At 64.1% G+C, this 20,109-nt stretch carries 19 protein-coding genes; 12 read left to right on the top strand and 7 right to left on the bottom strand.

Annotated features, from left to right (window positions below; translation table 11 throughout):
• The first annotated feature begins 11 nt into the window (after window positions 1–11).
• The gene (locus EN955_RS05590; RefSeq protein WP_024501966.1) at window positions 12–1,334 is read left to right on the top strand and encodes a tetratricopeptide repeat protein; all 1,323 of its coding nucleotides are present in this window, start codon (window positions 12–14) and stop codon (window positions 1,332–1,334) included.
• Window positions 1,335–1,416: 82 nt separating this feature from the next.
• Complete coding sequence (gene xylB / locus EN955_RS05585; protein ID WP_024501967.1) at window positions 1,417–2,871, top strand: xylulokinase; 1,455 nt, start codon at window positions 1,417–1,419, stop codon at window positions 2,869–2,871.
• A gap of 32 nt (window positions 2,872–2,903) precedes the next feature.
• On the opposite strand, the gene EN955_RS05580 is transcribed toward xylB, so the two are convergent.
• Window positions 2,904–3,266: a nuclear transport factor 2 family protein gene (locus EN955_RS05580; RefSeq protein WP_013528288.1), complete on the bottom strand. Its 363-nt coding sequence runs from the start codon at window positions 3,264–3,266 to the stop codon at window positions 2,904–2,906.
• Between the two features lie 112 nt (window positions 3,267–3,378).
• Between EN955_RS05580 and xylA the strand changes: the two genes are divergently transcribed.
• From xylA to EN955_RS05565, 3 genes are all read left to right on the top strand, one after another.
• Window positions 3,379–4,704: a xylose isomerase gene (gene xylA, locus EN955_RS05575; protein ID WP_024501968.1), complete on the top strand. Its 1,326-nt coding sequence runs from the start codon at window positions 3,379–3,381 to the stop codon at window positions 4,702–4,704.
• Window positions 4,705–4,940: 236 nt separating this feature from the next.
• Window positions 4,941–5,417, top strand: a complete 477-nt coding sequence (locus EN955_RS05570; protein ID WP_013528290.1) for an N-acetyltransferase — start codon at window positions 4,941–4,943, stop codon at window positions 5,415–5,417.
• 260 nt (window positions 5,418–5,677) lie between these two features.
• Window positions 5,678–5,887, top strand: a complete 210-nt coding sequence (locus EN955_RS05565) for a hypothetical protein (protein ID WP_013528291.1) — start codon at window positions 5,678–5,680, stop codon at window positions 5,885–5,887.
• Between the two features lie 11 nt (window positions 5,888–5,898).
• Here EN955_RS05565 and EN955_RS05560 read toward each other — a convergent pair whose 3' ends face one another.
• Entirely contained in the window at window positions 5,899–6,879 is a 981-nt protein-coding gene (locus EN955_RS05560; RefSeq protein WP_024501969.1) for a GlxA family transcriptional regulator, read from the bottom strand.
• Window positions 6,880–6,956: 77 nt separating this feature from the next.
• Between EN955_RS05560 and EN955_RS05555 the strand changes: the two genes are divergently transcribed.
• From EN955_RS05555 to EN955_RS05520, 7 genes are all read left to right on the top strand, one after another.
• A complete protein-coding gene (locus tag EN955_RS05555) occupies window positions 6,957–7,874 on the top strand; it encodes a 3-keto-5-aminohexanoate cleavage protein (protein ID WP_013528293.1) in 918 nt (305 codons plus the stop codon).
• A gap of 21 nt (window positions 7,875–7,895) precedes the next feature.
• On the top strand, window positions 7,896–8,525 hold the full coding sequence (locus EN955_RS05550; protein WP_013528294.1) for an HD domain-containing protein: 630 nt from the start codon (window positions 7,896–7,898) through the stop codon (window positions 8,523–8,525).
• Complete coding sequence (locus tag EN955_RS05545) at window positions 8,522–9,625, top strand: carnitine 3-dehydrogenase (protein ID WP_024501970.1); 1,104 nt, start codon at window positions 8,522–8,524, stop codon at window positions 9,623–9,625. Before EN955_RS05550 ends, EN955_RS05545 begins: the two co-directional genes overlap by 4 nt.
• 4 nt (window positions 9,626–9,629) lie before the next feature.
• Entirely contained in the window at window positions 9,630–10,793 is a 1,164-nt protein-coding gene (locus EN955_RS05540; RefSeq protein WP_013528296.1) for an acyl-CoA dehydrogenase, read from the top strand.
• A gap of 3 nt (window positions 10,794–10,796) precedes the next feature.
• Window positions 10,797–12,875 (top strand): acetate--CoA ligase family protein, encoded by a 2,079-nt coding sequence (locus tag EN955_RS05535; protein ID WP_024501971.1) that lies wholly within the window; start codon window positions 10,797–10,799, stop codon window positions 12,873–12,875.
• Window positions 12,868–13,650 carry a carnitinyl-CoA dehydratase gene (locus tag EN955_RS05530; RefSeq protein ID WP_013528298.1) on the top strand — a complete coding sequence of 261 codons (783 nt, stop codon included), beginning with the start codon at window positions 12,868–12,870 and terminating at the stop codon, window positions 13,648–13,650. Before EN955_RS05535 ends, EN955_RS05530 begins: the two co-directional genes overlap by 8 nt.
• 217 nt (window positions 13,651–13,867) lie before the next feature.
• Complete coding sequence (locus tag EN955_RS05520) at window positions 13,868–14,806, top strand: alpha/beta hydrolase (RefSeq protein WP_024501972.1); 939 nt, start codon at window positions 13,868–13,870, stop codon at window positions 14,804–14,806.
• Between the two features lie 35 nt (window positions 14,807–14,841).
• On the opposite strand, the gene EN955_RS05515 is transcribed toward EN955_RS05520, so the two are convergent.
• The 5 genes from EN955_RS05515 to EN955_RS05495 form a co-directional block, all read right to left on the bottom strand.
• The gene (locus EN955_RS05515; RefSeq protein ID WP_024501973.1) at window positions 14,842–16,500 is read right to left on the bottom strand and encodes an FAD-binding dehydrogenase; all 1,659 of its coding nucleotides are present in this window, start codon (window positions 16,498–16,500) and stop codon (window positions 14,842–14,844) included.
• A 41-nt stretch (window positions 16,501–16,541) separates the two neighbouring features.
• Window positions 16,542–17,528 carry a Gfo/Idh/MocA family oxidoreductase gene (locus EN955_RS05510; protein ID WP_024501974.1) on the bottom strand — a complete coding sequence of 329 codons (987 nt, stop codon included), beginning with the start codon at window positions 17,526–17,528 and terminating at the stop codon, window positions 16,542–16,544.
• Window positions 17,529–17,596: 68 nt separating this feature from the next.
• Window positions 17,597–18,172 (bottom strand): YceI family protein, encoded by a 576-nt coding sequence (locus EN955_RS05505; RefSeq protein WP_013528302.1) that lies wholly within the window; start codon window positions 18,170–18,172, stop codon window positions 17,597–17,599.
• Between the two features lie 69 nt (window positions 18,173–18,241).
• On the bottom strand, window positions 18,242–18,814 hold the full coding sequence (locus EN955_RS05500) for a cytochrome b (protein ID WP_024501975.1): 573 nt from the start codon (window positions 18,812–18,814) through the stop codon (window positions 18,242–18,244).
• A 346-nt stretch (window positions 18,815–19,160) separates the two neighbouring features.
• Window positions 19,161–20,051 carry a LysR family transcriptional regulator gene (locus tag EN955_RS05495; RefSeq protein WP_024501976.1) on the bottom strand — a complete coding sequence of 297 codons (891 nt, stop codon included), beginning with the start codon at window positions 20,049–20,051 and terminating at the stop codon, window positions 19,161–19,163.
• Window positions 20,052–20,109: the final 58 nt, after the last annotated feature.

The following is a 20,109-nucleotide window of genomic DNA, read 5'->3' as shown; positions in this document are numbered from 1 at the left end:
AAGGACATCGCATGGCAATCAGGGACGCATTCGGCCTGGCACTTTCGGGCGCGACGGAGGCGGGATTCACGCCTTACAGCCAGGCAGTGCGTGAACTGCAGTGCTTCATCGGCGATCCCGTAGCTTCCGTCGACCGCGCCATCGCGGAAGATCCCGGCTTCGTCATGGCCCATGTCTTCAAGGGATATCTGTTCGGCCTCGCCACCGAGCGGGAGGCGACGGCCGTGGCCAAGGCTTGCCATGAGGCCGCACTGCCGCTTGCCGCGACCACGCGCGAGCGGGCGCATGTCTCGGCCCTTGGCCATCTCGCCAGCGGGCGCTGGCATGAGGCCAGCCGCGTTCTCGAGGACATCACCATCGAGACCCCGCGCGACGGGCTGGCGCTGCAGGTCGGCCACCAGATCGATTTCTTCACCGGCAATGCCCGCATGCTGCGCGACCGCATCGCTCGTGCCCTGCCTTCGTGGCAAAGCGGCATGCCCGGCTACCACGCCATGCTCGGCATGCAGGCTTTCGGGCTGGAGGAAATGGGTGACTATGTCAGGGCCGAGCAGCTTGGCCGCGAGGCAGTCGACATCGAGCCGCGCGACGGCTGGGCGCAGCACGCCGTCGCCCATGTCATGGAGATGCAAAGCCGGCAAAGGGATGGCATTGCCTGGATGCGCGCCAATCCGGAAGCGTGGACACGGGAGAGCTTCCTGCAGGTCCACAATTGGTGGCACCTGGCGCTGTTCCATTATGATCTCGGCGAGACCGACGCGGTGCTGGCCCTCTATGACGGCCCTATCTACAGCGTGCAATCGACGATGGCGCTCAACATGGTCGATGCCTCGGCAATCCTGTGGCGGCTCCACCTCGGCGGCGTCGATGTCGGCGACCGCTGGGCGGCACTCGCCGCCAACTGGGGCAAGGCGGGAGCGGGTCTTTATGCCTTCAACGACGCCCACGCGATGATGGCCTTCGTGGGTGCCGGGTTAGATGCGCCGGCCCTCGCCTTGCTCGAGGCTCAGCGCGAGGCCATGCGTGGCAGCGACGACAATGCGGCTTTCACGCGGGATGTCGGCCATCCGCTGACGCTCGCCATCAAGGCATTCGGTGAGGGCAGCTACGCCGAGACCGCGCGCCTGATCCGGCCGATCCGGGCGATCGCACATCGTTTCGGTGGCAGCCACGCCCAGCGCGACGTCATCGACCTGACGCTGATCGAGGCGGCCTTGCGCGCCGGTGAGGGTGCGCTGGCCAAGGCGCTCACGGCGGAGCGTTCGATGGCGCGGCCCGAAAGTCCGCTGTCAGCGCTGTTTGTGCGACGCGCCGCCGATTTGTCGGAGAATTGACCCGAAGCGGATCTTGTTTTAGAAACTGGCCAAGCCAGATTTTTTCGAGACCCGAAAAAATTAACTGGCGTGGGAGGAAGACATGTATCTGGGCCTCGATCTCGGGACGTCGGGCGTCAAGGCGCTGCTGATCGATGCCGGGCAAACCGTCCTCGGTTCCGGCCATGGTTCGCTTGATGTTTCACGGCCGCACCCCGGCTGGTCGGAACAGAATCCCGAGCACTGGATCCGGGCCTGCGAAGACGCAATCGCCGAGCTCAAATCCTCCCATCCGCATGAACTCGCGGCAGTCAAGGGCATTGGCCTGTCCGGCCAGATGCATGGCGCCACGCTGCTTGACGCCGCCGACAAGGTGCTGCGCCCCTGCATCCTGTGGAACGACACGCGCAGCCATGCCGAGGCCGCCGTCCTCGATGCCGATCCGCGTTTCCGCGCCCTGACCGGCAACATCGTCTTTCCCGGGTTCACCGCGCCGAAACTGGCCTGGGTGAAGAACAACGAGCCCGCTGTCTTCGCCAAGGTCGCAAAAGTGCTGCTGCCCAAGGATTTCCTGCGGCTCTGGCTTTCGGGCGAGCACATTTCGGAAATGTCGGATTCTGCCGGCACGTCCTGGCTCGATGTCGGCAAGCGGCGCTGGAGTGCGGATTTGCTCGCGGCGACATCGCTCGATGAAAAGCAGATGCCGTCGCTGGTCGAGGGTACGCAGAAGGCAGGCGCGTTGCGCAGCGAATTGGCATCGAAGTGGGGCGTTCAGGCCGGCATTCCGATCGCCGGTGGCGCCGGCGACAACGCGGCCTCGGCCTGCGGCATGGGCACGGTTGGCGCCGGCCACGCTTTGGTTTCGCTCGGCACGTCGGGTGTGCTGTTTGCCGCCAACGCTTCCTACCTGCCCAACCCGGCTAGCGCGGTTCACACCTTCTGCCACGCGCTTCCGAACACGTGGCACCAGATGGGGGTCATCCTGTCGGCAACCGATTCGCTCAACTGGCTGTCGGAAATCACCGGGAAGAGCGCCGGCGAGTTGACCACTGAGCTCGGCGACACATTGAAGGCGCCGAGCGGCGTGTCCTTCCTGCCATACCTCTCGGGTGAGCGCACGCCCTACAATGATTCCGCCATTCGCGGCGCGTTCACCGGGCTGGCGCATCAATCGAGCCGTGCCGTGCTGACCCAGGCCGTGCTGGAGGGTGTAGCCTTTGCCTTCCGCGACAGCCTCGAAGCGCTGGCCACGGCCGGCACAGCCTTGACGCGGGTGACGGCGATCGGCGGCGGTTCGCGCTCACGCTACTGGTTGAAGGCGATTGCCACCGCGCTTCAACTGCCTGTCGACATTCCTGCCGACGGCGACTTCGGCGCCGCCTTTGGTGCCGCGCGGCTCGGCCTGATCGCGGCGACGGGTGCCGATCCGCTCGAAATCTGTACGGCCCCGAGGACGGACGCAACTATCGAACCGGATGCGGCGCTCGGCGGCGCCTATGCCGATGCCTATCAGCGCTACCGGGCGCTGTACCCGGCAATCAGGGTCGCCACGGCGTGAGCGGTCTTTCGCCCACGCCGCGGCTGTCCGGCTCACTGCGCCGGCACCTTGTCGAGAAAACCGGTGACGCTCTTGAGGCGGCCGTTCTCGATGATTCCGATGTCGGTACCTTCGATCACCGAAGGCGTCCCCTCAGGTCCGAGATTCCACGAGAAGCGGATCTTGTCGGCAAAACCGTCCGGCGTACCCTTCAGCGAGAACCGGAAACCGGCAAAGCGCTGCTGCACGCCGTCGATCAGAGCCGCGACGCCTTCATGGCCATCACCCTGCATGAGCGGATCGCGGTAGCTGACGTCTTCCGTGAAGGTCGCCTTGAGCAATTCGGCCCGGCGGCCGGCATCGCTTTCGTTCCAGGCGGTGATGTAGTTTTTAGCGATCTTGGTGAGGTCGGTCATGGTCTGTCTCCTTCGTTTGGTGGCTTTGACATGACCCTTTTCAACCAGCGCCGGCGTGAAACCAATTACGCCTGAGGTAATGGCGTCAGAACTTTGTGAGAGGACAGAAATCATGAGCAGTGGATTTTTCGGCGACATCCAGAAGATCAAATATGAAGGGCCGGATTCGACCAATCCGCTGGCCTATAGGTTCTACAATCCCGATGAGGTCGTCGCCGGCAAGCGGCTGGAAGATCATCTGCGCTTCGCCGTTGCCTACTGGCACTCCTTTGCCTGGCCGGGTGGCGATCCGTTCGGCGGCCAGACTTTCGACCGGCCGTGGTTTCCCAAGGCCGGCGGCACCGACACGATGGAGCTGGCAAAACTGAAAGCAGACGTCGCCTTCGAGATGTTCTCGTTGCTCGGCGCGCCCTACTTCTGCTTCCACGACGCCGATGTACGGCCGGAAGGCAAGGATTTTTCCGAGAGTGCGGCGCGCCTCGATGAGATCGCCGACTACTTCGCGGGCAAGATGAAGCAGACCGGCGTCAAGCTGCTTTGGGGCACCGCCAATCTGTTCTCGAACCGCCGCTTCATGTCGGGCGCGGCCACCAATCCCGATCCGGATGTCTTTGCCTACGCGGCGGCGACGGTAAAAAGCTGTATCGACGTCACCAAGCGGCTGAAGGGCGAAAACTACGTGCTGTGGGGCGGGCGCGAAGGCTATGAGACCCTGCTCAACACCGACCTTGCGCGCGAACAGGAACAGGCCGGCCGGTTCCTCAGCATGGTCGTCGACTACAAGCACAAGATCGGCTTCAAGGGCACGATCCTGATCGAGCCGAAGCCGCAGGAGCCGACCAAGCATCAGTACGATTACGATGTCGCCACGGTCTACGGCTTCCTCAAGCGCTTCGGGCTGGAGAAGGAGGTCAAGGTCAATATCGAGCAGGGCCACGCCATCCTGGCCGGCCATTCCTTCGAGCACGAACTGGCTCTGGCCAATGCGCTCGGCATTTTCGGTTCGATCGATATGAATCGCAACGACTACCAGTCGGGCTGGGACACCGACCAGTTCCCCAACAACGTGCCGGAAATGGCACTGGCCTACTACCAAGTCCTGCAGGCTGGCGGCTTCAAGACCGGCGGCACCAATTTCGACGCCAAGCTGCGCCGCCAGTCGCTCGATCCGCAGGACCTGCTGATCGGCCATATCGGCGGCATGGACTCTTGCGCTCGCGGCCTGAAAGCTGCGGCGCGCATGGTCGAGGACAAGGCACTGTCGGCGCCGCTGGCCGAACGCTATGCCGGCTGGAACACGGCCGAGGGCAAGGCGATGCTTGCCGGCAAGCGCACGCTTGAGGATATCGCCGAGCGTGTCGTCAAGAAGAAGATCGAGCCGCAGCCGAGGTCCGGCCGCCAGGAACTGCTGGAAAACATCGTCAACCGCTACGTGTAGGGCGAGCGCCGCTTCATCTTTGGACCGACATCCGGCGCCACTGGCTGAAAGCCGCCGCCATCGCCATCTGCTAGTCAGCCCACTTCGCGACAAGCTGCCGAGGATCGCACAGATCTTCGGCAGCCTGCGTGAGACCAGGACGCTACACGTGTCACCGAAAGAGGACCCGTGCGGCGGCATGTCGTCGTCCCAAATCGCTGTGCACTTTGGGCGACATGCATTGGCAGGAGACGGAAATGGCAGAGGATCGAATCATTGTGCGCCCGGCGCAGGCGAGCGATATTCCGGCGCTGAAGCAGGTGCTGCAGGAAACCTTCGAAGGCACCTGGCTGCCGAACATCACCGAAGCAGCCGCGCAACGCTATGTCGAGACGGATATTGGCGGGCGCTATGTCGACCAGAGCTGGCCTGAATTCGCCGTTGCCGAGATCGATGGCGAGGTCGCCGGCTTGATCCATTGGCGCGCGGATTTCATCGAGGCCCTGCACGTGATGGCATCCCGTCAAGGCCAAGGTGTCGGCCGCAAGCTGCTTTCCCATGCCGAACAGGCGGTCAGTGCGGCCGGATTGGCGCAGGCGCGGCTGGAGACCGACACGTTCAACCTGCCCGCACAAGCACTCTACAAAGCGGTCGGCTATATCGAGAAAAGCCGCTATCCCGATGACGAATGGGACAGTGGCTTCACCACGGTGCTGTTCGAAAAGCGGCTTTGAGCAATTCCAGGAAAAGTGGATAACGGTTTCCCCGGGAAAAGCGTGCAGCGCTTTGCCTTGGGAATTGCGCAATCCAACAATAGATTTCTCCTTGACCTGACCTGCCTGGGCGCAGGAACAGCTTTGCGCATGGCCCGGTCCAGCGACATGGTTTTGCCCTTCGACGCCCTTCAATGACCTCGCTCTTGCCTTCAAACTGCCGTCACGAATCTCGTATAAGAGTGGCTCGTGGCGGGAGAGGAAGAAGGAGGCGAACCGATATGCAGAACGAACGTGAAATCGACGCCCTGCTCTCACCTGGCGAGGCTGGATCGATCATCGACCGGCTGATGGCAATGCCGCATCCGAAGGACGGCACGCGCCGCTCGAACGAATGGGATCGCGCTGTGGCCAGCCGTTTCGAGACCCATCTTGCCAAGCAAATGCGCTCGCAGATCGACGGCGGCAGCGACCGTCAGAACGCTGCCTGATTCTATCATAGTCAGCCCCGGCGCAGCCTGACCGGCGCTTCGCCGAAAGCCCTTGAAAACGCTCTTGAAAACGCCGCGGCGGATGAGAATCCGGTCCGCCCGGCAATATCGGCCATGGCGATCCTTGTATCGACCACCAGCCGGCGCGCGGCGCCCAGGCGCAGCCTGAGGTAATAGGCGCCCGGTGTCTCGCCGATCGATTTGCGAAAGATGCTCTCCAGCGTCCGTGCCGTCACGCCGGCGCGCTTGGCCACCGCTTCAATGGTCAGCGGCTGGTCGACATGCGCTTCCATCAGCCGGATCGCTTGCGCCAGCCGCGGATCGTAGCCATCGAGCCGGCCGAGCGAGACCAGCGGCTGTGCGTCGGTGGCGGCGCGCGCCTGGTCGTAGATGAAGACGCTGGCGACATCGAGCGCGACGGCCATGCCGAGCCTCGTGCGGATGAGATGCAGCATCAGGTCGAAGGTCGGCGACGCGCCGCCCGAGGTGAACACCGGCCCGTCGATGACATAACGGTCCGGACGCACGTCGACGCCGGGAAAGGCCGAGGAAAAATCCTCCATGTCTTCCCAATGGGTGGTGGCGCTGCGTCCTTCCAGCAGGCCGGCGCGCGCCACCAGCCAGGTGCCGGCTTCGACGCCGCCGCAAGCGCGTGCTGTCCGTGCGGCCCGGCGCAGGCCGGACAACAGAGCCGATGTCGCATAGTTCTGGGTGCCGAAGCCGGCGACGACGACAAGAACGTCGGTCGACTCGCCCGCATCGAAGCGGCCGCCGACCGCCACCGGCAGGCCGCAAGTGGTGACTGGAGCCTCGCCGGTCACCGAGACCAGCTTGAAATCGAACAGGGTCTCGCCGGAGATGCGGTTGGCCGCGCGCAGTGGATCGACGGCGGATGCGACGCACATGATCGACGAACCGGAAAATACCAGCAGCGTCACCCTAAGCGGGGAGCGCTCGGCGCGAAAGATCGTTGGTTTTTCGCTTTTCGTCATGGAAGCTTCGTAAAACGCAAAACAGTTTCCGGCAAGTCGGGCATTGTTGAGGTCTATTTCTTTCGGAGGAGAGTTCCATGCCGCTTGCGATGAACCGTGAGGTCTTCATTACCTGTGCCGTGACCGGGTCCGGCGGATCGCAGGACCGCAGCCCGCATGTGCCGCGCTCGCCCAAGCAGATCGCGGATTCCGCCATCGATGCGGCCAAGGCGGGCGCCGCCATCGTGCATTGCCATGTGCGCGATCCCGAGACCGGCAGGCCGAGGCGCGACGTGCATCTCTACCGCGAAGTGACCGAGCGCATCCGCGCGGCAGAAGTCGACGTCATCCTGAACCTGACCGCCGGCATGGGCGGCGACATGGTGTTCGGATCGCCGGAAGCGCCGCTGCCGCTCAACGAAAAAGGCACCGACATGGGCGGTGCCACCAACCGCATGGAACATGTGCGCCAATGCCTGCCGGAAATCTGCACGCTCGACTGCGGCACCATGAATTTCGCCGAGGCCGACTATGTCATGACCAACACGCCCGGCATGCTGCGCGCCATGGGCGGCATGATGACGGCGCTCGGCGTCAAGCCGGAGATCGAGGCTTTCGACACCGGCCATCTGTGGTTCGCCAAGCAGTTGGTCGAGGAAAAGGTGCTCAACCCGGATGCGCTGGTGCAGCTTTGCATGGGCGTGCCGTGGGGTGCGCCTGATGATCTCAACACCTTCATGGCCATGGTCAACAATGTGCCGTCGACCTGGAACTGGTCGGCCTTCGCCATCGGCCGCAACCAGATGGCCTATGCCGCGGCGGCGGTGCTGGCCGGCGGCAATGTCCGCGTCGGGCTGGAGGACAATCTGTGGCTCGACAAGGGCGTGCTGGCCACCAATGCACAGCTGGTCGAGCGCGCCGCCAGCATCGTCACCAATCTCGGCGCCAGAATCCTTGGACCGGAAGAGGTACGGCAGAAGCTCAACCTCACCAAGCGGGCGCCGATCGCGGCATAATTATTCGTCGGGAGGGTCGGCATGACTACCGTAAAATTCACCGCGATGAAGGATGGCGACCGGGACGACTACGAGTTCCTGACCGCGCATGAAATCGACTATGCGGCCAGGACCGGCGAGCGGCTGCTCGACGCGCTGGTGCAGCTCGACGCGGGTCTTTCCGGCTACAAGATCACCCGGCTCGGCCATTCGCTGCAGGCAGCGACACGTGCCTGGCGCGACGGCGCAGACACCGACTGGATCGCTTGCGCGCTGCTGCACGACATCGGCGACATCTATGCGCCTTACAATCACGACGAATATGCCGCTTCGATCCTGAAACCTTTCGTGCGCGAGCAGTGCACTTGGGTGGTGGAAAAGCATGGCGACTTCCAGCGGCTCTATTATGCCCATCATCTCGGCGGCAACCGCCACGCCCGCGACCGCTTTGCCGGCCATGCTTATTTCGACGATTGCGACCAGTTTTGCGAACGCTGGGACCAGTCCAGCTTCGACCCCGACTATGACACGCTGTCGATGGAATTCTTCCGGCCCTTCGTGCTCGAAGTCTTTGCCCGCAAGGCCTACGATCCCTCGGTGATCCGAGCCGGCGAGCGCGTACCCCTCATCGATCCCGCAACCGCCGCGACAAGAACCGGAGCTTCAGCATGAGCATCATCAACAAGGCAGCCGCCATCGGCGGCGGCGTCATCGGCGCCGGCTGGGTGGCGCGCCTGCTGCTCAACGGCATCGACGTGTCGATCTTCGATCCCGATCCCGAGGCGTCGCGCAAGGTCGGCGAAGTGATGAAGGGCGCGCGCCGCGCCTATAAGCAGATGGTGCCCGGCGGCCTGCCGAAAGAGGGCAAGCTGACCTTCGCCAAGACCATCGCCGAAGCGGTCGCCGATGCCGATTTCATCCAGGAGAGCGTGCCGGAGCGGCTCGACCTGAAACACCGCGTGCTGGCCGAGATCGACGCTCACGCGCCGGCCAACGCGATTGTCGGCTCCTCGACTTCCGGCATCAAGCCGACCGACATGCAGGTGGCGATGAAGAAGCATCCGGAGCGGCTGGTCGTCGGCCATCCGTTCAACCCGGTCTATCTCCTGCCGCTGGTGGAGATCGTCGGTGGCGAGCAGACCTTTCCCGAGGCGATCGAGGTCGCCAAGGAGATGTATGCCTCGATCGGCATGAAGCCTGTCGTCATCCGCAAGGAGATCGAGGCCTTCGTCGGTGACCGCCTGCTCGAAGCGGCATGGCGCGAGGCGCTGTGGCTGATCAAGGACGGCATCTGCACGGTCGAGGAACTCGACGACATCATGCGCTACGGCTTCGGCCTGCGCTGGGCGCAGATGGGCATGTTCCAGGTCTATCGCGTCGCCGGCGGCGAGGCCGGCATGCGCCACTTCATGGCGCAGTTCGGGCCGTGCCTGAAATGGCCATGGACCAAGCTGATGGACGTGCCTGAGTTCAACGACGAACTGGTCGACCTGATCGCCACGCAGTCGGACGAACAGGCGCATGGGCTGTCGATCCGCGAACTGGAAAAGATCCGCGACGACAATCTGGTCGCCATCATGGATGCGCTGTCGAAACAAAACAAAGGCAAGGGCTGGGGCGCCGGCGCGCTGCATAAGGACTATACCAGACAGCTGGCCAAGCTGGCGGCGAAGAAGCCCATGGCCTCCAAGGCGGCCGAGAAGGCCAAAGCCTTGAAACCGGTCAAGAAAGCCGAAAAGCCGAAGAAAAAGACCGGCAAGAAGAAAGGCTGAGAGCATGGATTTCGGGCTGTCGGAGGAACAGAAGCTCATCGTCGAGACGACGCGCGCCTTCGTCGAGAACGAGCTTTACCCGCATGAGCGCGAGGTCGAGCGCACCGGCGTGCTGCGCCGCGACCTGATCGAGGAGATCAAGGTCAAGGCGATCGAGGCCGGGCTCTATGCCGCCAACATGCCGGCCGATGTCGGCGGTGCCGGCCTCGATACGGTGACCTGGCTGCTATACGAGAAGGAACTCGGCCGCGCCAATTATGCGCTGCACTGGACCTGCGTGGCGCGCCCCTCCAACATCCTCCTGGCCGGCACGCCCGAACAGCGCGAGAAATATCTGTTCCCCTGCATCCGTGGCGAGAAATGGGACTGCCTGGCGATGACCGAGCCGGGCGCCGGCTCCGATTTGCGTGGCATGAAGGCGACCGCCGTGCAGGATGGCGACGACTGGGTGCTGAACGGCACCAAGCATTTTATCTCCCACGCCGACCTCGCCGACTTCGCCATCGTGTTCATGGCTTCCGGCGAAGAGGATTCGCCGCGCGGAAAACGCAAGAAGATCACCGCCTTCTTCGTCGACAAGGGCACCAAGGGCTTTACGGTGCGCGACGGCTACCGCAACGTCTCGCATCGCGGCTACACCAACGCCATCCTCGAATTCGACGATTGCCGGCTACCCGGAGCCCAAGTGTTGGGCGAAGTCCACAAGGGGTTCGATGTCGCCAATTCCTGGCTCGGCGCCACCCGGCTGCAGGTCGGCGCCACCTGCCTCGGCCGCGCCGAGCGTGCGCTTGGCCATGCCGTCGAATACGCCGCGCAGCGCCAGCAGTTCGGCCAGCAGATCGGCAAGTTCCAGGGCGTGTCGTTCAAACTCGCCGACATGGCGACCGAACTGAAGGCCGCCGACCTGATGGTGTTTGAAGCCGGCTGGAAGTACGATCAGGGCACCGTCACCGACCAGGACATGGCCATGGCCAAGCTGAAGGCCACCGAAATGCTCGCATACGTCGCCGATGAAGCGATCCAGATCCATGGCGGCATGGGGCTGATGGACGATCTGCCGCTGGAGCGCATCTGGCGCGACGCGCGCGTCGAGCGCATCTGGGAAGGCACATCCGAGATCCAGCGCCACATCATTTCAAGGGCGCTGCTGCGCCCGTTCGGGGCATAACATATGCATAAACTGGAGCGTCTCCTGCGGCCTAAATCGATCGCCGTCTTCGGCGGTGCGCAGGCCGCAGCCGTCGTCGCGCAATCGATCAAGATGGGTTTTGCCGGCGAGATCTGGCCGGTGCATCCGACCAAGGACGAGGTTGCCGGTCGCAAGGCCTATCGTTCGGTGGCTGACCTGCCCGGCGCGCCGGATGCTGCCTTTGTCGGCGTCAACCGGCATTTGACCATCGAGGTGATCAAGGCGCTGGCCGAACGCGGCGCCGGCGGCGCCGTCTGCTTTGCCGCCGGCTTCCTCGAAACCGAGGCCTATGACGATGATGGCGAGCGGCTGCAGGCCGAGCTGGTCGCGGCGGCCGGCCAGATGCCGATCATCGGGCCGAATTGCTACGGCCTGATCAATTATGCCGACGGCGCGCTGCTGTGGCCCGACCAGCATGGCGGCATAAGACTGGCCGAGGGCGGCAAGGGCGTCGCCATCATCACCCAGTCCTCCAACATCGCCATCAACATGACCATGCAGAAGCGCGGCCTGCCGATCGCCTTCCTGATGACCGCCGGCAACCAGGCGCAGACCGGCCTGTCCGAAATGGCGCTCGGCCTGATCGAGGATGAGCGCGTCACGTCGCTCGGCCTGCACATCGAGGCCTTCGATTCGGTAGCCGGCTTCGAACGGCTGGCGGCACGAGCCCGCGAGCTGAAGAAGCCGATCATCGCCATGAAGGTCGGCCGTTCCGAACAGGCCAGGCAAGCGACTGTCTCGCATACCGCGTCGCTCGCCGGCTCGGACGCGGCCTCGGGTGCGTTCCTGCGGCGGCTCGGCATTGCGCGTGTCGATTCAATCCCCGCCTTCATCGAGGCGCTGAAGCTGCTGCACATCACCGGACCTTTGCCCGGCTATAGGCTGTCGTCGATGAGCTGCTCCGGCGGCGAGGCCTCCGTCATGGCCGACAGCGCCGAAGGCCGCTGGGTCAATTTCCCTGTGCTGACCGACAGCCATCGCGCCCATGTCAAATCGACGCTCGGGCCGCTGGTCGCGGTCGCCAATCCCTTGGACTATCACACCTTCATCTGGAACAACGAGCCGGCGATGACCGCCACCTTCACCGCCATGGTGTCGGGCGGTTTCGACCTCAACATGCTGGTGCTCGATTTTCCGCGACCCGACCGCTGCTCGGTCACCGACTGGTGGGCGACGTTGCGCGCTTTCGAATCGGCGCTCAAGACCAACAAGGCGCATGGTGCGATCGTCTCCTCGCTGCCGGAGAACCTGCCGGAGGAATACACCGCCGAACTGATGGCGCGCGGCATGGTGCCGTTGTTCGGCATTTCGGAAGCGATGGATGCAGCCGGCGCAGCAGCCTTCATCGGCTGGGCTTGGGCTGAACCGCAGGCGCAGCCGATCGACACGTCGGCCTCCGGTGCCCCCGGGGGCGACCACGTCGCGCCCGATGAGGCCGAGGCGAAGTCACGGCTGATCAAAGCCGGCCTGCCGGTGCCGAAGGGCGAGCGCGCCGCCAATGCCGTCGAGGCGGTGATTTCGTCCATGGCGCTCGGCTTTCCCGTCGCGTTGAAGGCGCTCGGCGTCACCCACAAATCCGAAGTTGGCGCTGTCAGGCTCAATCTCAGGGATGCCGAAACCGTCAGCACCGCAGCGCATGACCTGTTGCCGCTCGGCACCGGGCTCTATGTCGAGCGCATGGTGCGCGACGGTGTTGCCGAACTCATCGTCGGCTTCACCCGCGATCCGATGTTCGGCGCGGTGATGACGCTCGGCACTGGTGGCGTGCTGGTCGAGCTGTTGCGCGACAGCGTCACGCTGATGCTGCCGGCGACCCGCGACGATATCGAGGCGGCGCTGCGCGGCCTGAAACTGTTCCCGCTGCTCGAAGGCTATCGCGGCCGGCCGAAGGCCGATGTCGCGGCTGCCATCGATGCTATCTCTGGCATTGCCGCCTTCGTGCAGCAGAATGCCGGTGAGATCGAGGAACTCGACATCAACCCGCTGATCGTCTGTGCAGAGGGCAAGGGCGCCTGGATCGCCGACGCGCTGCTGGTGCTCGGAGAGAACAAGAATGTCTGACGTCATTTCGACCCGCCGCGAGGGCACCATCCTCGAAGTCACCCTCGACCGGCCCAAAGCCAACGCCATCGACCTGAAGACCTCGCGGCTGATGGGCGAGACCTTCAAGGCGTTCCGAGACGATCCGGAATTGCGCGTCGCCATCGTCAAGACCGCTGGCGACAAGTTCTTCTGCGCGGGCTGGGACCTCAAAGCAGCTGCCGGCGGCGATGCGGTCGACGGCGACTATGGCGTCGGCGGCTTTGCCGGCCTGCAGGAGCTGCGCGACCTCAACAAGCCGATCATCGCGTGCGTCAACGGCATGGCGGTCGGCGGCGGCTTCGAGCTGGCGCTGTCCTGCGACCTCATCTACGCCTCCGATCATTCCTCCTTCGCGCTGCCCGAGATCCGAGCCGGCACGCTGGCCGACGCGGCGACGATCAAGCTGCCGAAGCGCATCCCCTACCATGTCGCCATGGACCTTCTGCTCACCGGCCGCTGGATGGATGTCGCTGAAGCGCATCGCTGGGGCTTGGTCAACGAAGTGCTGCCCAAGGAAAAGCTGGAAGATCGCGTCTGGGAGATCGCCCGGCTGCTCGCAGGCGGCCCACCGCTGGTGTTTGCCGCGATCAAGGAGACGGCGCGCGTGGCCGAGGCGCTGACCTTCCAGGACGCCATGAACAAGGTGACCCGCCGGCAATTGCCGACGGTCGATGCGCTCTATGGCTCCGAGGACAATATGGAGGGTTTTCGGGCTTTTGCGGAGAAGCGTGAGCCGGTGTGGAAGGGGAAGTAAGGATTGTTGCCGAAATGACGGCGCTTACCCCCCTCTGTCCTGCCGGACATCTCCCCCTCAAGGGAGGAGATTGGCAGCTTCGATCTCTGCACTCTTCTTGCGACGCAGAAGGTTGGCGAAAGCCTTCGCAACATCCGATCTCCCCCCTTGAGGGGGAGATGTCCGGCAGGACAGAGGGGGGCGCCCAGGCTCAGCCTTGGCCGCCTCTCCAGCACCCATGACCGACTACATCAAGCTCATCGACGCCGAGACCTGGGCCTTCATCGAGCGCACCAATTCCTATTACCCGCCCGATACGATCGACTACACGATCGCGCAGCAGCGCGAGATTTACGACCGCATGTGCCGGGAATTCTTTGCCGGCTACCCCGAGGGCGTCGCTGTCGAAACCTCCGCCATTGCAACGCCGACGCATGACATCCCGATCCGCATCTACCGAAGCACACTTCAGGCAGCCGTGACGGTGCTCTATGTCCATGGCGGTGGCTTCATCCTTGGTGGGCTGGACAGCCACGACGATGTTTGCGCGGAGCTGTGCTCGCGCACAGGCTATGAGGTGGTCTCCGTAGATTACCGGCTGGCGCCGGAACATTTGCATCCAGCCGCCTTCGACGATGCCATGAGCGCCTTCGAATGGGCCGCCGCCAATCGCGATCATCCTATCGTGCTCTGCGGCGACAGCGCCGGCGGCAATCTCTGCGCCGCCGTCAGTCACGCCACGCGCGGCCATTCGAAAAGGCCGGTCGGCCAGGTGCTGATCTATCCCGGCCTCGGCGGAAACCGCTCGAAAGGCTCCTATGTCAAGCACGCCGAAGCGCCGATGCTGACCGTGCGCGATCTCGAATTCTACAAGCACATTCGCACTGGAGGGCAAGACCGTAGCGGCGATGCGACGCTGGGCCCGCTTGCCGACACCGATTTCTCCAACTTGCCGCCGACAGTGCTGATCACCGCCGAATGCGACCCGCTGTCATCGGATGGCGAGACCTATCGCGACCTGATCATCACGGCAGGTGGCCACGCGACGTGGTTCGAGGAGCCGGGATTGGTGCACGGCTATCTCAGAGCCCGGCACACGGTTGGCCGCGCCCGCACCAGCTTCACCCGGATCGTCGGTGCGGTGACCGCGCTTGGACAGGGCGGCTGGCGCTGGTGATCGCGGCCAAACTCTGAGGACCAAGTGGCGCCCCATCACGCCACCGAGGCAGCCGCTGCCCGGCCGGCGCTGCGGCCGGAAAAGATGCAGCCGCCGAGGAAGGTGCCTTCGAGCGCCGCATAGCCATGCACGCCGCCGCCGCCGAAACCGGCGGCTTCGCCGACGGCATAGAGCCCGGCGACCGGCTGCCCATCTGCCCCCAGCACGCGGCTGTCGAGATCGGTCTGCAGGCCGCCCAGCGTCTTGCGGGTCAGGATGTTGAGCCGCACCGCGATCAGCGGGCCATTTGCCGGATCGAGCATCTTGTGCGGCTTGGCCGTGCGGATCAGCCGGTCGCCGAGATAGGCGCGCGCGCCGCGCAGAGCGGTGATCTGCATATCCTTGGAGAACGGGTTGTCGAGCTGCCTATCGCGGGCGTGGATCTCGCGCTCGACTTGAGCCACCTCAAGCAGCGCCTCGCCGCCGGCCAGCGCGTTCATGCGCGCGACCAGCGCCGGCAAATCGGCCTCGACGATGAAGTCCTCGCCCTTTTCCATGAACGCCTTGACGGGGCCCGGAATGCCCGATGTGGCGCGGCCGAGCACCTGGCGCCAGCTCTTGCCGGTCAGATCGGGGTTCTGCTCGGAGCCCGACAGCGCGAACTCCTTCTGGATGATCTTCTTGGTCAGGATGAACCAGGAATAGTCGAAGCCGGTGCTCATGATGTGGGAGAGCGTGCCCAGAGTGTCGAAGCCGGGATAGAGCGGCACCGGCAGGCGCTTGCCGCGCGCATCGAGCCACAGCGATGATGGGCCGGGCAGGATGCGTATCGCATGGTCGGTCCAGATCGGCGCCCAGTTCTTGATGCCCTCGACATAGTGCCACATGCGGTCGCGGTTGATGATCGAACCGCCGGCCTGTTCCGTGATCGCCAGCATGCGGCCGTCGACGTGATCGGGCACGCCGGTGATCATGCGCTTGGGCGCCGCGCCCAGCCGCTGCGGCCAGTTTTCCCGCACAAGCTGATGGTTGGCGCCGATGCCGCCGGAAGCGACGATCACGGCTTGCGCGCGAAGCTCGAAATCTCCTGATATTTCGCGCGAACTCTTGTGGCCGCGCTCGGCGGTACTCGGTTGCAGGATGTCGCCGCGCACCCCGTCGACAGTCGCACCCGTGCGGGTCAATTCATCGACCCGATGGCGGAATTTGAAACTGATCAGTCCGCGCTTCTGCGCCTCGCGCACGCGCTGTACGAAGGGGTCGAGAACGCCGGGGCCCGTGCCCCAGGTGATGTGGAAGCGCGGCACCGAATTGCCGTGGCCGATGGCATTGCCGCCGCCTCGCTCGGCCCAGCCGACCACGGGAAAGAATTTCAGGCCGCACTGTATCAGCCAGGAGCGTTTTTCGCCGGCGGCAAAGCCGACATAGGCTTCCGCCCATTTGCGCGGCCAGAAATCCTCGGGCCGATCGAAAGCCGCGGTGCCGAGCCAGTCTTCCAGCGCCAGGTCATGCGAATCGCGGATGCGCATGCGCCGCTGCTCGGGCGAATCGACGAGGAAAAGGCCGCCGAACGACCAGAATGCCTGGCCGCCGAGCGACTGCTCCGGCTCCTGGTCGACGATGATGATTTTCTTGCCGGCCTCGGCGAGCTCGGCGGCGGCAACCAGCCCTGCAAGGCCGGCGCCGACAATGATCACGTCCGCATCGTCAGCCATTTTTCCTCCCAGAATTAGCCGGCTATTTCAATGCAAGGAATTCAGACGGTCTCCCAGCCTTCTTTGCCGCCGGCGCGGAAGATGGCGTCGATGACTTTCTGATTGAGCACCGATTCCTCCAGCGTGAAGACGCGCTCCTTGCCGCCCTGTGCCGCGCGCGCGAAGGTCTCGACTTCCAGCCGGTACTGCTGCGTGCCGGGAAAGCGGAAAACCTGCGCCTCGGTGTGGTTCTGGTTGTGCAGTTCGACGCGGTGGTGGTCGTAGAGCCCGGCATTGAAAGGCGAGAACAACTCGATGAAACCCTTCTCGCCGTGGAACACCATCACCTGGCGCGCCGCCATCTGAGTCGACAGATAGAACGACAGCTCGAAGTCACCGAAATCGGCACGGATCGAGGAGTAGATGTCGGTGCCGAATGTCTTGTCGCGCTCGATCGTCGCCTGCACGCGCAGCGGCTCCTTGCTGGTGGAAAAGCGCGTCGACACGGTCGGGTAAACGCCGATGTCGGGCAGCGCGCCGCCGCCGAGGTCGAGCTGGTTGCGCATGTTGCTGGGGTCGACGTTGTAGTAGGAGAACGCGCCCTGCACATGGCGCAGCCGGCCGATGGCGCCGCTGGCGATGAGCTCGCGCACCTTGATCCATTGCGGGTGGTAGATGACCATGAAGGCTTCGCAGACCAGCACCTTTTTCTGGTCGCGCAGCTTGATCAGCGGCAGGATGTCCTTGGCGTCGAGCGCCAGCGGCTTTTCGACCAGCACATGCTTGCCGGCTTCGATGGCCTTGGCCGCCCACTCGACATGCTGCGAGGTCGGCAGCGGGATGTAGACGCCGTCGACCTCATTGGAGGCAAGCAGTTCCTCATAGGAGCCGAAGGCATGCCGCGCACCGAAGCGATCGGCCAGCGCCTTGGCCTTCGACAGATCGCGGCTGGCGATCGCCGACAGCACGCTATTCTCCGCCTCGACCATCGCCGGCAACAAATGCTCGCGGCCGATCTTGGCCGTCGACAACACACCCCATCGGAACATCAGGCTTCTCCATCACGATTACAGGCGACGAGGTTTGCCCGAAATCGCCGGAAAAGCCAATGACGAGGTCAGCCCCTTTTGCCGGTCAGCGTCATGTCGAAGTCGACGATGTTGGAATAGATCGGCGTGCCTACATCCATGCCGTAGCGCGACCTCAGCACCTTGCCGGTGACATGGAATTTGATCATGCCGGCCTTGAGACCGCCGAGCTCGGCCGTGAATTTTTCCGGGAACGTCTTGCCGCGCGCCGTCAGCCGGCCGCTGACGAGAGCCGTGGTGTCGCTGGTTCGGGTCACGCTGGTAGAGCGGAACTGGATTTCCGGGCTGTTGGCGGCATCAAACACCGCGTCGGAGCGCAGGAAGGCATCGATACGGCCCTGGCCGGTGCCGACGCTTTCGGGAAAAATGGTGAAATTGACAGCTGAGCGCCCGACATCGCTGTTGTCGATGCGGATCGAGCCCTTGAAGCGGGCGAAGGTGCCATTGAGGCCGCCGCCGCCGACCTTGCCGATGGAGAAGCGGATGCTGGAGCTGGCCGGGCTGATCGAATAGCTGCCGGCGGCGTCACCCAGCGCGACGGCCGCAGAAACAGGCATGGCAAGGCAAGCGGCGACCGCCGCAAATCCGAGGATGCGCGTGTACATGGGGATGTTCCTTGTTGGAGGCAGCGCATTTCTTGCGCCCTCACTCCATGAACGAATGAACCGCTCGCTCTATTCCGAATTTGACGAAGGCGTGACCATGCGCGTGAGCACGCCATCCCTGAGCTGGAAATGATGCCGCAGCGCCGCCGCGACGTGGAGAGCCACAAGCGTCATGCCGGCATAGGCGAGATACCAATGTGCAGCCGCCCAGAAGCTCTCGGCACCATCCGATTCGGCCAGCGGCAGGTTCGGCATGACGAACAGGTTGAACGGCAGGCTGGGGATCTCCAGCATCGAGACCGACACCAGCGCCCAGCCGGACAAGGGCAAGGCAAGCTGAAACGCGTAGAGCGCAAGATGGGCCAACGGTGCTGCTCGACGCTCCAGGGTTCCGACCGAGCGCGGCAGCGCCGGCGTTGCATTGCCAAGACGCCAAGCGATGCGCAGCAACACAAGCCCGAGCAGCAGGAAGCCGAAAGATTTGTGCAGTTGGATCAGCTCGAAGGCGGTGCGCTGGCTGGTCAACCGCACCATGACGAAGCCGAGCCCGAACTGGCCGATGAAAATGAGCGCAATCAGCCAGTGGAGAAGGATCGCGCCCCAGCCATAGCGGGTGGCGCTGTTGGTGATCGATGTTTGCATGGGGAGTGAACGAATGTTGGTTCGGCTTTCTTCCAGCGCGCTTCACCCTCCCCCTTGTGGGGGAGGGTCGCGCAGCAAATGCCGCGAAGCGGATTTTGCGAAGCGGGGTGGGGTCTCGTAGGGCGCTACCCACCCCGTCCCTCAGCCGACCTACCGGGGCGAGCCGCCGATCTCGCCCGTCCTTCGGACTCCCATCAGGGCCCTCCGGAGGGAGACGAAAGGCGCGAGTTCGCCGAGCCTGGCTCCCTTCCTCTCCCTCCGGAGGGGGAGAGGAAGGCGCGAGCTTATCACAGCCGGTGCCCTTCCTCTCCCTCCGGAGGGCCACAAGGGGAGGGGCGAGCCCGCTCTATCCACTCACCTTGAAGAAATCGACAAACGCCCGGAGCGCCGGGCGCATTTGCCGGCGGCTCGGATAATAGACGAAGAAGCCGTCGAAGGAGGGGCACCAGTCCTCCAGCACACGGATCAGCCTGCCGTCGGCGAGCGGCGCGCGGACATAATCCTCAAAGACGAAGGCGAGCCCAGCGCCGTCGATGGCCGCCTGGGCGATCAAATGGTCCTCGTCGAGGATCAGCGGTCCCTCCACCGCCATCTCGATCGCCTCGCGGCCTTTCTCGAACTCCCAGCGGTAGAGGATGCCGCTGGAGAAGCGGAAGCGGATGCAGCGGTGGTCAGCCAGGTCGCGCGGGTGACGCGGCTTGGGGTTGACCTCGAAATAGACCGGGGCGCCGACCACCGCGCCGCGAAGGTCCGGCCCGATGCGCACCGCGATCATGTCGCGCTGCAGGCTCTCGCCTAACCTGACGCCAGCATCGAAGCCCCCTTCCACCACGTCGGTGAAACGGTCCTCGATGACGATCTCCAGCACGATATCGGGATAGGTCGACGCAAAGGCGCCCAACCGTGGCGTCAGCGCCAAATGGGCTGCGGTGCGCGGCACGGTCAGGCGCAGATTGCCGGCCGGCCGGTCGCGCGTCTCGATTGCCGTCTCCAGCGCCAGATCGATCTCCGACAGCGCCGGTCGCAGCCGTTCCAGCAACTGCGCACCTTCTTCGGTCGGCGCGACGCTGCGTGTGCTGCGCGCCAGCAGCCGAACGCCAAGCCGCGCCTCTAGGCTGGACACCGCATGGCTGACCGCCGAAGGCGCGATGGCCAATTCCCTGGCCGCGCCGCGAAAGCTGCCGCATTGGGCAACGGTTGCCAGCACGGCCAGTTGGGAAAGATGCGCGCGATTCATTGATCTATCTTTTAGAACAGCCCGTGCAAATGAGAGCCGATTATCGAACACAAGGCAA

This window comes from Mesorhizobium sp. M7A.F.Ca.CA.001.04.2.1 (assembly GCF_003998485.1).
In the GTDB taxonomy this organism is placed as follows: domain Bacteria; phylum Pseudomonadota; class Alphaproteobacteria; order Rhizobiales; family Rhizobiaceae; genus Mesorhizobium; species Mesorhizobium ciceri.
The sequence above is the reverse complement of the archived record's forward strand: the minus strand, read 5'-3'. Positions and strand labels throughout refer to the sequence as shown.

Excerpts from the sequence above, each read along its gene's own strand:
- EN955_RS05590 (WP_024501966.1), top strand. The coding sequence starts at position 12 with ATGGCAATCAGGGACGCATTCGGCCTGGCACTTTCGGGCGCGACGGAG.
- xylB (WP_024501967.1), top strand. The coding sequence starts at position 1,417 with ATGTATCTGGGCCTCGATCTCGGGACGTCGGGCGTCAAGGCGCTGCTG.
- EN955_RS05580 (WP_013528288.1), bottom strand. The coding sequence starts at position 3,266 with ATGACCGACCTCACCAAGATCGCTAAAAACTACATCACCGCCTGGAAC.
- xylA (WP_024501968.1), top strand. The coding sequence starts at position 3,379 with ATGAGCAGTGGATTTTTCGGCGACATCCAGAAGATCAAATATGAAGGG.
- EN955_RS05570 (WP_013528290.1), top strand. The coding sequence starts at position 4,941 with ATGGCAGAGGATCGAATCATTGTGCGCCCGGCGCAGGCGAGCGATATT.
- EN955_RS05565 (WP_013528291.1), top strand. The coding sequence starts at position 5,678 with ATGCAGAACGAACGTGAAATCGACGCCCTGCTCTCACCTGGCGAGGCT.
- EN955_RS05560 (WP_024501969.1), bottom strand. The coding sequence starts at position 6,879 with ATGACGAAAAGCGAAAAACCAACGATCTTTCGCGCCGAGCGCTCCCCG.
- EN955_RS05555 (WP_013528293.1), top strand. The coding sequence starts at position 6,957 with ATGCCGCTTGCGATGAACCGTGAGGTCTTCATTACCTGTGCCGTGACC.
- EN955_RS05550 (WP_013528294.1), top strand. The coding sequence starts at position 7,896 with ATGACTACCGTAAAATTCACCGCGATGAAGGATGGCGACCGGGACGAC.
- EN955_RS05545 (WP_024501970.1), top strand. The coding sequence starts at position 8,522 with ATGAGCATCATCAACAAGGCAGCCGCCATCGGCGGCGGCGTCATCGGC.
- EN955_RS05540 (WP_013528296.1), top strand. The coding sequence starts at position 9,630 with ATGGATTTCGGGCTGTCGGAGGAACAGAAGCTCATCGTCGAGACGACG.
- EN955_RS05535 (WP_024501971.1), top strand. The coding sequence starts at position 10,797 with ATGCATAAACTGGAGCGTCTCCTGCGGCCTAAATCGATCGCCGTCTTC.
- EN955_RS05530 (WP_013528298.1), top strand. The coding sequence starts at position 12,868 with ATGTCTGACGTCATTTCGACCCGCCGCGAGGGCACCATCCTCGAAGTC.
- EN955_RS05520 (WP_024501972.1), top strand. The coding sequence starts at position 13,868 with ATGACCGACTACATCAAGCTCATCGACGCCGAGACCTGGGCCTTCATC.
- EN955_RS05515 (WP_024501973.1), bottom strand. The coding sequence starts at position 16,500 with ATGGCTGACGATGCGGACGTGATCATTGTCGGCGCCGGCCTTGCAGGG.
- EN955_RS05510 (WP_024501974.1), bottom strand. The coding sequence starts at position 17,528 with ATGTTCCGATGGGGTGTGTTGTCGACGGCCAAGATCGGCCGCGAGCAT.
- EN955_RS05505 (WP_013528302.1), bottom strand. The coding sequence starts at position 18,172 with ATGTACACGCGCATCCTCGGATTTGCGGCGGTCGCCGCTTGCCTTGCC.
- EN955_RS05500 (WP_024501975.1), bottom strand. The coding sequence starts at position 18,814 with ATGCAAACATCGATCACCAACAGCGCCACCCGCTATGGCTGGGGCGCG.
- EN955_RS05495 (WP_024501976.1), bottom strand. The coding sequence starts at position 20,051 with ATGAATCGCGCGCATCTTTCCCAACTGGCCGTGCTGGCAACCGTTGCC.